Genomic DNA, 11,148 nt, shown 5'->3' on the forward strand with positions numbered 1-11,148 from the left:
TTGCCATGTCCCGTCCCAGCCGTCCCGATTCGCGCCGCCCTGGCGTGAAACCACCGTACTCTGCCGCTCGCCGCGTTGCCAAGGCGCCACCGGCCGAGCCCAAGTTGATCCTGTTCAATAAACCCTTCGATGTGCTGACCCAGTTCAGCGACGAAGGTGGGCGCGCGACCCTCAAGGATTTTATTGATATCCCCGGCATTTACCCGGCAGGGCGCCTGGACCGTGACAGCGAGGGCCTGCTGCTGTTGACCAACGACGGTCAGCTCCAGGCGCGCATCGCTGACCCCAAGCACAAGCTGGCGAAAACTTACTGGGTGCAGGTGGAAGGCGAGCCGACTGAAGAGCAGCTGCAACGCCTGCGTGAAGGCGTGGAACTCAACGACGGCATGACCTTGCCGGCCGAGGCGCGGCAACTGGATGAGCCGGCATTATGGCCGCGCAACCCGCCGGTACGCTTTCGCAAAAGCGTGCCGACGTATTGGCTGGAGTTGGTGATTCGTGAAGGGCGCAACCGTCAGGTACGGCGCATGACCGCAGCAGTGGGCTTGCCGACGCTGCGCCTGGTGCGCGTGCGTATTGGTGAGTGGTCGATCGATGGCCTGGATCAAGGCCACTGGAAGGCAGTGCCGGCGCGCTTATAAGGCGCCGGATTCAATCAGGCCGATCACCACGCTCTTGATGATGAACGCCGCCACGCCCAGGCCCAGCACGAAAAACAGGATGAACGAACCAAAGCGCCCGGCCTTGGATTTCTTCGCCAGGTCCCAGACGATGAAGCCCATGAAAATGATGAGGATAGTGACCAGGCCGGTCATCATCCATTCTTCAAACAGGGCGGGGTCGATGTTGTTCATGGGGCTCTTCCGACAAGACAAGCGAGCAGTATACGGCAGCGTCACAAACGCAACATTGACCTGAGTCCTGCACGGTCAAACTGTGGGGGGCCTGATGTCATTGTAGGAGCGAGCTTGCTCGCGAAAAACTCACAGACGCCGCGTTCATTCAGGAGGCACGGGTTATCGTTAACGTTTTTCGCGAGCAAGCTCGCTCCTACAGCTGAGCATCGTTGTTCTCAGGTGCGCAGGTGGGTCAGGGGCAGTTCGGTGCTGTTCAATACCTGGTTGAGCACAAAGCTGGACCGCACGCTGGTCACCCCTTCAATCCGGGTCAGATGCCCCAGAAGCAATTTCTGATAGTGATCCATGTCCGGCACTACCACCTTCAACTGGTAGTCCGCATCCATCCCGGTCACCAAACTGCACTCCAGCACTTGCGGCAGGGTGCGGATGGCGGCTTCGAAATTCTCGAAGCGTTCCGGCGTGTGACGGTCCATGCCGATCAGTACGTAGGCCGTAAGACTCAGGCCGAGCATCTTGCGGTCGAGCAGGGCGACCTGGCGGGCGATGTAGCCGTCGTCCTCCAATTGCTTGACCCGGCGCGAGCAGGGCGAAGGCGACAGGCCGATGCGTTCGGCCAGCTCCTGGTTGGAGATCCTCGCGTCGCGCTGCAATTCCGCCAGAATACTCAGGTCGTATCGGTCAAGCTTGCTCATTGGGTTGGCCTTTGTCGTAACTATTGCGGTTAATTATCCATGAAGGGTTAAAAATTGCGCAAGCACTGTTTATTGACGCAATCTTCGCAATCCTCTGCCCGCCTGGCACGCCTATGATTACCAACAGAATCACCGCCTGGACAACAGTCCACAGCAGCGCGCCCAATCAGGCCCGTTGCGGCCGCCGCCCCAGCAGGGTTGAGCCGGCCTCCAGGCTGCACACTGTCCACAAGACGGCGTGAGGTGAGCCAACGTCAAAAGCGTTGAGCACGGACGAAATTCTCAAGGGGTGGCCGACGGGTCACCCCTTTTTCTTTGTGCGCGTTTTGCCTTCAGAAAATAGTTCTCGTGACTGATAACCTGTCTCAGAACCGGGCGAGGCTTTTCCAGTCTCATGATCAAGCCCCAATCCGCAGTGAGGAAAAGCATGAAGCGCATCTGGCGTATGGCAGGTGTTGGTTTGCTGGTGGTCAGCGTCGGCTCCCAGGCGATGGCCGACGAACGCGATAACTCACCGGGCCAGGGGCAACGGCCTGAGCACAATCAGCCACGCCCACAAAACCCGCAGGGTGATCGTGGCGGCGAGCACGAGGGTGGCCAATGGCAAGGTCGGCCTCAAGGTCATGAGCCGGGGCGACCAGCACCGCAACCGCAACCCTCCAATAACCTGCCGATCCAGGGCCGGCCCGATACCGTGCGCCAGACCCAGGAGCCGCGCCAGGGTTATTACCGTGATATTCCCAGACGCCCCGATGACAACCGGCATTGGGAGGCCGGCGGCCCCGGTTCGCGTCCGAGTAACGATCGCCCCGGTGATAACCGCTGGCCAGGCCGCCCCGACGGGCATGGCAATGGCTGGGGTCCAGGCCCGCAGCATCGCCCTGGATATGTCATCGACCGTTTCCCCGATCGCAATTACCGCGTGCCTTACCGTGGCCAGGACTACTTTTTCTCCGGCGGCTACTGGTATCGCCCCCAAGGCCCACGCTACGTAGTGGTGACGCCGCCCTATGGCATTCGCGTGCATTACCTGCCGGACTACGCACGTGAAGTGTGGGTAGGCGGCTCGCTGTTGTTCCTCGCCGCAGGCGCCTATTACGCCTACGAGCAAAGCACCCAGCAATACGTGGTGGTACAACCACCGACGCAGGTGCCATCACCTCCGCCGACGCCTCAAGGCAACGGCTATGACGTGGTGGCTTACCCGGCCAACGGCCAATCGCCAGCCCAGGTACAGCAGGACGGCTACGACTGTTATCGCTGGGCGGTGCAACAAAGTGGCTTCGACCCGCGCACCGTTACCTATGCCCCGGACCCTGCGGTGGTACAAACTTACCGCCAGGCCCAGGGCAACTGCCTGGGCAGTCGTGGATATCAGGTGCAGTACTAGGTTTTGTTGCCGGTGACCACTTCCCGCGGGTCGGCATGCACCAGCACTTCGGCCTTCGGATATTCCCGGTGGATGGCATCGGCGGCCTGGTCGCTGATGCCGTGGGCCACCGACAGCGTTAACTCGCCCGGCAACTCCAGGTGCAACTGCACAAACCAGTGGTTGCCGGAAACCCGCGTACGCAAGTCGTGGGCACCCAGCACGCCGGGTACGCCCCGGGCCAGTTCCAGCATGTGCTGGCTGACGTCTGGCGGTAACTCTTCATCCATCAGCACCGCAAAGCTTTCCCGGGCGATCTGGATCGCGCTCCACAGAATGTAGGCGGCGATCCCCAGGCCAAACCAGGCGTCGACCTGATGAAAGCCAAAACCTGCCAACACCAGCGCAATCAGGATGCTGCCATTGAGCAGCAAGTCCGAGCGGTAATGCAGCGAGTCGGCGCGCACCGCATTGGAGCCGGTCTCGCGCACCACGCGGTGTTGCAGCACCAGCAGGGCCACGGTCAGCGCCAGGGACAAGATAATCACGCCGATACTCAACCACGGTGCGCCAACCGGCTCTGGGTGCTTGAGCCGTTCATAGGCCTGGAGCGCAATCAGCACCGCACTGCCGGCGATAAACAAGGCCTGCGCCATCCCCGCCAGCGACTCCGCCTTGCCATGCCCATAACGGTGATCGTCATCGGCCGGGCGCAGGGCGTAATGCACTGCCAGCAAATTCAACAGCGAAGTGACGCCGTCGAGCAGTGAGTCGGTCAGCCCGGCGAGCATGCTCACCGAGCCGCTGAGCCACCAGGCGATGGCCTTGGTCACAATCAGCACACAGGCCACGCCCACCGAGGCGCGGGTGGCCAGGCGCAAGAGCCTTGCGTGTTCGGGGCTGCTGGTCATGAGCTGTCCTTACGCGGCAGGCTGCAGGCCCAGGGCCGCCAGTTGCTGCACGCTGCCCTTGAACTGGATCAGGCGCGGGTCATCCAGCGGCAAGGTGCGGCCGGTTTCCTTCTGGATGATGCTTTGCAGCTTGGCGTTATCGACCGTGCCGTCGGCGCCGATGGCTTCGTGCAGTTTCTCGGGGGCGACCTGGGCGGTCTTGCCCGGTTCGAAGTAAATGGCGCCCGTGGCGAAGTCGACACCGAAGGCGATCAGGCCGGGGATCACATAAAACAACAGGCCGAGGGCATCGAGTACCGCGATGGTTGGGTCGATCTTGCCGTCGATCTGGCCACGGCGGTCGGGGTAGAAAATCGACCCACAGGCGGTGAGTTGGCTCAGCAGGGTGACGGCGAGGACACCGCCGATGACACGGGAAGCGATACGCATGAAAAAGTCTCCTGAACAGATTTAAGGGTGACTATAAGCCAGATCGGCCAGGCGCCGATGAATCCATGTGGGAGCTGGCTTGCCTGCGATAGCGTCGGCTCGGGGAATACAGTGGCAACTGTCATACCGCTATCGCAGGCAAGCCAGCTCCGACCTTTGACTGCATTCCCAGTCCCAAGAGTGGCTGTTTTTGAGACCCGCATCGGCATCCGGCAGTTCGCCGTTATACTCGCCGCTCTGCTTTGGAGCCAGTATGAATTCGTTGCCGATCGATGATGTTTTACCCGCCTTGCGTGACGCCTTGGCTCATCGCCATGAAGCCGTGCTGGAAGCGCCCCCCGGCGCCGGTAAAACCACCCGCGTGCCCTTGGCTTTGTTGCATGAGCCCTGGCTCGCCGGGCAAACCATCCTGATGCTCGAACCCCGGCGCCTGGCTGCTCGTGCTGCTGCCGAGCGGCTGGCCAGTGAACTGGGTGAAAAGGTCGGTGAGACCGTGGGCTACCGCATTCGCCTGGACAGCAAAGTCGGCCCTAACACGCGCATCGAGGTCGTCACCGAAGGCATCCTCACCCGCCGCCTGCAGGACGATCCGGCGCTGGACGGCGTGGGCTTGTTGATCTTCGACGAATTCCACGAGCGCAGCCTCGACGCCGACCTGGCGCTGGCCCTGAGCCTTAACGGCCGCGAGCTGTTTCGCGACGAGCAGCCGCTGAAGATCCTGCTGATGTCCGCCACCCTCGAAGGCGAGCGCCTGGCCGGTCTGCTGGATGACGCGCCGATCCTGCGCAGTGAGGGGCGCATGTTCCCGGTGCAGATGCGCTGGGGGCGCCCTTACCAGGCCGGGGAGTTTATCGAGCCGCGCGTGGTGCAAACCATCCTCGAAGCCCTGCATGACGAGGCCGGCAGTGTGCTGGTATTTCTGCCGGGGCAGGCGGAGATTCGCCGGGTCAACCAGCAACTGGCCGATGCCCTGGGTGATCGCCCTGATGTGCTGCTGTGCCCGTTGCACGGTGAGCTGGACCTCAATGCCCAGCGCGCCGCCATCGACCCGGCGCCGGCCGGCAAGCGCAAAGTGGTGTTGGCTACCAACATCGCCGAGACCAGCCTGACCATCAACGGCGTACGCGTGGTGATCGACGCCGGGTTGGCTCGGGTGCCGCGTTTCGACCCCGGCAGCGGCATGACCCGCCTCGACACCCAGCGCATCTCCCGCGCCAGCGCCACCCAGCGCGCCGGTCGGGCAGGACGGTTGGAACCGGGGGTGTGTTATCGGTTGTGGTCCGAAGACCAGCACGACGGTCTGGCCGCTTATGGCAGCGCGGAAATCCTCGCCGCCGACCTGGCGGGGCTGGCCTTGCAACTGGCCCGTTGGGGCGTGACGCCCAGCCAGTTGGTGTGGCTGGATGCGCCGCCCACAGCCGCGTATGCCCAGGCCCAGGATCTGTTGCAACGCCTCGGTGCATTGAACGACGAAAACCTCACCGCCCATGGCCAGAAGATGGCCGAGTTGCCCGCCCACCCGCGTATTGCCCACCTGTTATTGCGTGGCCAAGACCTGGGGCTCGCCGCCACCGCCTGCGACGTGGCAGCCTTGTTGGGCGAACGCGACATCTTGCGCGGCGGCGGTGCCGATTTGCACAGCCGCCTGGCGCTGATGTCCGGCGAGGAGCGTGCGCGAGGTACCCAGGGTGGCGTGCAGCGCGCCAAGCAACTGGCCCGGCAATACCGTGGCTACCTGCGCGGCAAGGCGACCCAGCCGGTGGACAACCCCGACCACCCGCGCTGGCTCGGCGCCTTGCTGGCACTGGCCTACCCGGACCGCGTCGCCCAGCAACGTCGCCCCGGTGGCGCTGAATACCGCCTGGCCAATGGCCGCGCAGCGCTGTTTGCCGAAGCCGACAGCCTGATGAAACAACCCTGGCTGGTGATCGCCGACCTGGGCAGCCGCCAGGGCCAGCGCGAAGAACGCATCTACCTGGCGGCGGATTTTGATCCGGCACTGTTCGACACGGTGCTGACCGAGCAAGTGCGCAACGTCGACCAACTCGACTGGGACGAGCGCGAAGGCGTCTTGCGTGCCGAGCGCCAACGCAAAGTCGGTGAACTGGTGCTCAGCCGCGAACCCCTGACCGGCCTCGACGAATCCGCCCGCAGCCAGGCGCTGGTCAACCTGGTGCGCCGCAAAGGCCTGGAACTGCTGCCCTGGACCCCGGAACTGCGTCAGTGGCAAGCCCGTGTGATGCTGCTGCGCCAACTGGATGCCGGCAACACCAGCGAGTGGCCCGACCTCAGCGACAAGGCCCTGCTCGCCAGCCTCGAACACTGGCTGATGCCTTATCTGGGCAAGGTCTCGCGCCTCAGCCATTTCGCCAACCTGGATATCTCCAGCTACCTGCACAACCTGCTGCCCTGGCCCTTGCCCCAACGCCTGGAAGAGCTGGCGCCGCAGCATGTGAAAGTGCCGTCGGGGTCATCGGTACGCCTGGACTACAGCGAGCAGCCGCCGATCCTGGCGGTGCGCTTGCAGGAATTGTTCGGGCTGGCAGACACCCCGCGCATTGCCGGCGGGCGCCTGGCCGTGAAGTTGCACTTGCTGTCCCCGGCGCGCCGGCCGGTGCAGGTCACGCAGGACCTGGCGAACTTCTGGCGCAGTACCTATGCCGAGGTGAAGAAGGATCTCAAGGGGCGATACCCCAAGCATTATTGGCCGGATGACCCGTTGGTGGCCGAAGCGACGGCCCGAATCAAGCCGCGTAAGTAGGCACTATGCAGTTCAAATGTGGGAGCTGGCTTGCCTGCGATCGCATCGCTGCGGTGTCACTGAAAGACCGCATCGGCGGCATCGCAGGCAAGCCAGCTCCCACAAAAGATTAAGGATGTGGGTTATTGCGCGGCAGGCAGCAGGAAGCGGGCGATAACCGGTAGATGGTTGGAAATGCGCAATGTGTCCTCCTGCCTCACCTTCGCCTCCACCCGCTTGATGCGCGGGCTGTAGAACAGATAATTCAAGGTGCGATCCGGCCCGTCCAGGCTCGGGTCATTGGGGAAGTGCGTCAGCCATTTCTCACGATCAATCCCGCTGGACTCGCTGTTACGCGGGATCATCGGGTACTTGTCCCACAGCAGGTGCAACTCGCTGTCCGGCGCATACTGCCCACGCTTAGCCGCGTCCAGGCGCAGGTATTGGCCCAGTGGCAGCAGGTTGAAATCCCCGCCGATCAACCAGGGCGTGCCCCGGCCTTCGAACTTGTCCAGCAGCTTGGCCGCGGCTTGCACTTGTTGTTGCGCTGCCGAGCGGCCAGGTGCGCCGCCGTCCAGGCGTGTATTGAGCACCGCCAGTTGGCCGCCATCGCTCAAGGGCAGGTAAGTCAGTAGCAACGCAGGTTTAGGTTGGAACTGCCGGCTGACGAAGTTGGCATCGGCGGTTGGCAGTTGCAGGCGTTCGGCATGTTCGATCTGGTAGCGGCTGAGCGTAGCGAGCTTGCGCCCGACGCTGCCGAAGATATGCAGGCTGGGCACAAAATCGGCTTTCCAGTCGAAGGCCTGGGCGCTGCACGGGTAGAGGTCGACCAGACGCTCCTGCAACAGCGCAAGCTGGTCCTGATAATGGGAAGGCTTGGCGCCTTCGTCGACTTCCTGCAACAGCAGGATGTCGGGTTGTTCGTCGCGAATCACCCGCGCCACTTCGTCGAGGCTAAAGGCCATGTCTTCGACGGTGGGGCGATCGTCGGGGCCGCTGCCGTCCGGGGTGTCGTACCAGAACACGTAGTTCTTGCCGGCCAGGTATTGCACATTCCAGGTCATAACCTTGAGCGCCTGCCCCGGCAACAGTGTCGGGGCGCGGGGTGCCACGCAACTGACGGGCAGGGTCTCTTTGTCGGCAGGGCGCCAGGTCAGGCTGTAGATCAGCGCGGCCAGCAGGCCGGCGATGATCAACAGGCTCAACAGGGTTATGCGCAATAAACGGGTCATCGGCTCGGCTTATATGCGTGTCAGAAGAGCCACGGAGCATATCACCGCACGTCGGCGTCGCCACCGATCAGCATGAATAAACGGAACAGCACCACGCTGGTGAACAGTTGCAGGAAGCTGTGGGCGCTGTCCATCAGCAACCCCAGCAACGGCGCGGGCTCAGGGTACGCCGCCACGCTGGCGCCCTTGAGCAGCCACAACGGCGTCATCACGCACAGCAGGCACACCAGGATGCGCCAGAAATGCCCGCGGGTCAGGCGAAAGCTTTCCTTCATCGCCTCCAGGGCGGGCATGCCGCGCAGCACCAGCAGGTATTCGGCAAACGCCAGCACCACCATCAGCCACAAGCCCGGCAGGAAATACAGCGACAGCCCCAACAGAATCAGCAAGGTGCTCATGGCTGTCAGCAGGGCAAAACGCGGCCACAGGCTCAAGGCCATGGCCCACACGTCCTTGGTGCGCGGCGACTCGCCCCGGGTGCGGGCGTCGAGAAACAGGATCAGGGCGCCGGTGTACAGCGGGTACACCAACAAACCTACGACCACGCTGTAGCCGGGAAACGCATCCGGGCCCAGCGTGTGGTCCAGCACCTGTTGCAGCAAGGCTTCGAGGATCACCAATGGCAGGCACAGCTGGACGATGGCGCCCAGGTTGCGCTGGGTAAAGCGGAAGGAGTCGCGCAAAACGTCTAACGGATTCATCAGGGTCATCACAGGCCTGGAAGCAGAGGGCCACACTTTAACCGATCAGGGTCCAAGGGGCGCAAACGTAAACCTTGAGTAAAGACCATTGAAACAACTCGTAACATCCCCATAACTGGAAAGCCCCGAGCCTGATCACAGGCGGGACCGGAATTTTTTATCGGCAATCTAACGAGGTCGCCATGAATAGCGAAGAGCAAACCCTGATCGATGGACTGTTTTCACGGTTGCAGCAAGCCGAAACGGACTCAGCCCCCCGCGACGCCCAGGCCGAAGCGCGGATCAAGGAGCATATGGCTCGCCAACCTGCCGTCGGCTACTACATGACCCAGTCGATTCTGGTACAGGAACATGCGCTGCAGAGTCTTGACGCGCAGAACAAGCAACAGGCCCAGCAGATTCAGCAATTGCAGGACGAGCTGCAACGGGCCAAAGCCACGCAACCTGCGCCGGCCAGCGGTGGTGGGTTCCTGTCGAGCATCTTTGGCGGCGGTTCCCGTGAGCCACAACCTGCGCCGAGCAACTCAGGTGGCGGCTGGCGTGAACCGGCGCGGCCATCGTTCAACCAGCCAGCGCCCCAGCAGAACTATCAGCCGGCGCAAGCACCGGCAGCCGCGCCAGCCGGCAGTGGCTTCCTCGGTGGTGCCATGAAGACCGCCGCCGGCGTGGCCGGTGGGGTGTTGCTGGCCGAAGGGATCAGCAGCCTGTTCCATCACAACCAGCAACCGCAGGTGGTGGAGGAGATCATCGAACAACCGGCACCGGCCAGTGATTCAGGTAACTGGGGCAACGATGACCAGACGTTTGCCGGCAATGACAGCTGGGGCAGCAATAACGCCGATAGCTTCGCCGACAGCGATTATTCCGACGATTCCTCTTCCTTTGGCGACGACGATTCCTTCGTCTGACACATCAGGCCCGGGGCGCTGCGGCGCTCCGGTCTGATTTTTTCCCGGAAACGCTCCCTTGGCTGGCATACTGGCGCCCTTTCCGGGCGCTGGCGCCTGGCTGTCCATGAGGAAGTGCGGTGAAAAAAATTGCAGTGTTCGCCGATGTGCAAAACCTCTACTACACCGTGCGCCAGGCCTATGGTTGCCACTTCAACTACGCCGCCCTGTGGGCTGACATCAGCGCGCGCGGGCAGATTGTCGAGGCGTACGCCTATGCCATCGACCGCGGCGACAGCAAGCAGCAGCAGTTCCAGCAGATCCTGCGCAACCTGGGCTTCACGGTAAAACTCAAGCCGTATATCCAGCGCAGCGACGGCTCCGCCAAGGGCGACTGGGACGTGGGCATCACGCTGGACATCATGGACGCCGCCGACCATGTCGACGAAGTCGTATTGGCCTCTGGTGACGGTGATTTCGACATGTTGCTCGAACGCATCATCCACAAGCATGGCGTGCGGGCCGTGGCCTACGGCGTGCCGGGGCTGACGGCCAACTCATTGATACGCGCCGCCAGCCACTACGTGCCGATCGAAGGCGCGTTGTTGCTTAAATAGATCGTAGAACGGAGTTGGAACAGGTTTGGAACGTATAGCGGTCATCGACTTTGAAACCACTGGCATCACCCCCAGCAGCCACTGCCGGGCCACGGAGATTGGCGTGGTCATCCTCGAGCGTGGGCAGATCGTGGACCGCTACCAGAGCCTGATGAACGCCGGTGTGCGCGTACCGGCGTTTATCGAACAGCTCACCGGCATCAGCAACGCCATGCTGCGCAGCGCGCCACCGGCTGAACGGGTGATGAACGAAGTCAATGAGTTCGTCGGCACCACGCCCTTGATGGCGCACAACGCCGCGTTCGACCAGAAGTTCTGGGACTTTGAACTGGGCCTGATCCGCCGCACCCGCCTGCAGAAATTCGCCTGCTCCCTGCTGCTGGCCCGCCGCCTGATGCCGGCGGCGCCCAACCACAAGCTCGGCACCCTCAACACCTACGCCAAACTGCCCCACACCGGCCAGGCTCACCGGGCGCTGGCGGATGCGGAAATGGCCGCCAACCTCACAGCGCACCTGGCCCAGGAACTGCGCCAGACTCATGGCTTGCGGGAGCTGTCCCATGACTTGCTGTGCACCTTGCAGAAAGTGCCGGCCGCGAAGATCAATGAGCACCTGAAGAAACATCGCGGGTTTTAAGGCCTGGCGCTGATCGTCCCCACGCTCCGCGTGGGCATGCATCTGGAGACGCTCCGCGTCACGACTTTAAGAG

At 62.7% G+C, this 11,148-nt stretch carries 12 protein-coding genes; 6 read left to right on the forward strand and 6 right to left on the reverse strand.

Annotation, left to right across the window (positions count from 1 at the left end; all coding sequences use genetic code 11):
* The first annotated feature begins 5 nt into the window (after positions 1–5).
* Complete coding sequence (locus BT204_RS22035) at positions 6–641, forward strand: pseudouridine synthase (RefSeq protein ID WP_072448267.1); 636 nt, start codon at positions 6–8, stop codon at positions 639–641.
* Here the strand turns inward: BT204_RS22035 and BT204_RS22040 are convergent.
* On the reverse strand, positions 636–845 hold the full coding sequence (locus tag BT204_RS22040) for a DUF2788 domain-containing protein (protein ID WP_025999909.1): 210 nt from the start codon (positions 843–845) through the stop codon (positions 636–638). The two genes, BT204_RS22035 and BT204_RS22040, sit on opposite strands and share 6 nt — an antisense overlap.
* A gap of 227 nt (positions 846–1,072) precedes the next feature.
* A complete protein-coding gene (locus BT204_RS22045) occupies positions 1,073–1,552 on the reverse strand; it encodes an Lrp/AsnC family transcriptional regulator (RefSeq protein ID WP_003194418.1) in 480 nt (159 codons plus the stop codon).
* Positions 1,553–1,979: 427 nt separating this feature from the next.
* On the opposite strand from BT204_RS22045, the gene BT204_RS22050 reads away from it, so the two are divergent.
* Positions 1,980–2,942 (forward strand): DUF6515 family protein, encoded by a 963-nt coding sequence (locus tag BT204_RS22050; RefSeq protein WP_054896181.1) that lies wholly within the window; start codon positions 1,980–1,982, stop codon positions 2,940–2,942.
* Here the strand turns inward: BT204_RS22050 and BT204_RS22055 are convergent.
* Together BT204_RS22055 and BT204_RS22060 are read right to left on the reverse strand one after the other, a co-directional pair.
* The gene (locus BT204_RS22055; RefSeq protein WP_054896180.1) at positions 2,939–3,832 is read right to left on the reverse strand and encodes a cation diffusion facilitator family transporter; all 894 of its coding nucleotides are present in this window, start codon (positions 3,830–3,832) and stop codon (positions 2,939–2,941) included. The genes BT204_RS22050 and BT204_RS22055 overlap by 4 nt on opposite strands.
* 9 nt (positions 3,833–3,841) lie before the next feature.
* Complete coding sequence (locus tag BT204_RS22060; RefSeq protein ID WP_003194410.1) at positions 3,842–4,261, reverse strand: hypothetical protein; 420 nt, start codon at positions 4,259–4,261, stop codon at positions 3,842–3,844.
* 253 nt (positions 4,262–4,514) lie between these two features.
* On the opposite strand from BT204_RS22060, the gene hrpB reads away from it, so the two are divergent.
* Positions 4,515–7,022: an ATP-dependent helicase HrpB gene (hrpB, locus tag BT204_RS22065; RefSeq protein ID WP_072448269.1), complete on the forward strand. Its 2,508-nt coding sequence runs from the start codon at positions 4,515–4,517 to the stop codon at positions 7,020–7,022.
* Positions 7,023–7,144: 122 nt separating this feature from the next.
* Here the strand turns inward: hrpB and BT204_RS22070 are convergent, their stop codons facing one another.
* On the reverse strand, positions 7,145–8,233 hold the full coding sequence (locus BT204_RS22070) for an endonuclease/exonuclease/phosphatase family protein (RefSeq protein ID WP_072448271.1): 1,089 nt from the start codon (positions 8,231–8,233) through the stop codon (positions 7,145–7,147).
* A 41-nt stretch (positions 8,234–8,274) separates the two neighbouring features.
* A complete protein-coding gene (locus BT204_RS22075; protein ID WP_032873246.1) occupies positions 8,275–8,934 on the reverse strand; it encodes a YciC family protein in 660 nt (219 codons plus the stop codon).
* Between the two features lie 182 nt (positions 8,935–9,116).
* Between BT204_RS22075 and BT204_RS22080 the strand changes: the two genes are divergently transcribed.
* The 3 genes from BT204_RS22080 to BT204_RS22090 all read left to right on the forward strand — a co-directional run bounded on the left by BT204_RS22080 (position 9,117) and on the right by BT204_RS22090 (position 11,075).
* Positions 9,117–9,842: a DUF2076 domain-containing protein gene (locus BT204_RS22080; RefSeq protein WP_054896176.1), complete on the forward strand. Its 726-nt coding sequence runs from the start codon at positions 9,117–9,119 to the stop codon at positions 9,840–9,842.
* Between the two features lie 119 nt (positions 9,843–9,961).
* On the forward strand, positions 9,962–10,438 hold the full coding sequence (locus tag BT204_RS22085) for a LabA-like NYN domain-containing protein (protein ID WP_003194396.1): 477 nt from the start codon (positions 9,962–9,964) through the stop codon (positions 10,436–10,438).
* Positions 10,439–10,463: 25 nt separating this feature from the next.
* Positions 10,464–11,075, forward strand: a complete 612-nt coding sequence (locus tag BT204_RS22090) for a 3'-5' exonuclease (RefSeq protein WP_032895195.1) — start codon at positions 10,464–10,466, stop codon at positions 11,073–11,075.
* Positions 11,076–11,148 lie beyond the last annotated feature (73 nt).

The organism is Pseudomonas sp. NFPP02 (assembly GCF_900119355.1).
Taxonomy (GTDB): domain Bacteria; phylum Pseudomonadota; class Gammaproteobacteria; order Pseudomonadales; family Pseudomonadaceae; genus Aquipseudomonas; species Aquipseudomonas paracarnis.

What these genes read in the sequence shown, in the direction of transcription:
- BT204_RS22035 (WP_072448267.1), top strand. Translation starts at nt 6, where the DNA reads ATGTCCCGTCCCAGCCGTCCCGATTCGCGCCGCCCTGGCGTGAAACCA.
- BT204_RS22045 (WP_003194418.1), bottom strand. Translation starts at nt 1,552, where the DNA reads ATGAGCAAGCTTGACCGATACGACCTGAGTATTCTGGCGGAATTGCAG.
- BT204_RS22050 (WP_054896181.1), top strand. Translation starts at nt 1,980, where the DNA reads ATGAAGCGCATCTGGCGTATGGCAGGTGTTGGTTTGCTGGTGGTCAGC.
- BT204_RS22055 (WP_054896180.1), bottom strand. Translation starts at nt 3,832, where the DNA reads ATGACCAGCAGCCCCGAACACGCAAGGCTCTTGCGCCTGGCCACCCGC.
- BT204_RS22060 (WP_003194410.1), bottom strand. Translation starts at nt 4,261, where the DNA reads ATGCGTATCGCTTCCCGTGTCATCGGCGGTGTCCTCGCCGTCACCCTG.
- hrpB (WP_072448269.1), top strand. Translation starts at nt 4,515, where the DNA reads ATGAATTCGTTGCCGATCGATGATGTTTTACCCGCCTTGCGTGACGCC.
- BT204_RS22070 (WP_072448271.1), bottom strand. Translation starts at nt 8,233, where the DNA reads ATGACCCGTTTATTGCGCATAACCCTGTTGAGCCTGTTGATCATCGCC.
- BT204_RS22075 (WP_032873246.1), bottom strand. Translation starts at nt 8,934, where the DNA reads ATGAATCCGTTAGACGTTTTGCGCGACTCCTTCCGCTTTACCCAGCGC.
- BT204_RS22080 (WP_054896176.1), top strand. Translation starts at nt 9,117, where the DNA reads ATGAATAGCGAAGAGCAAACCCTGATCGATGGACTGTTTTCACGGTTG.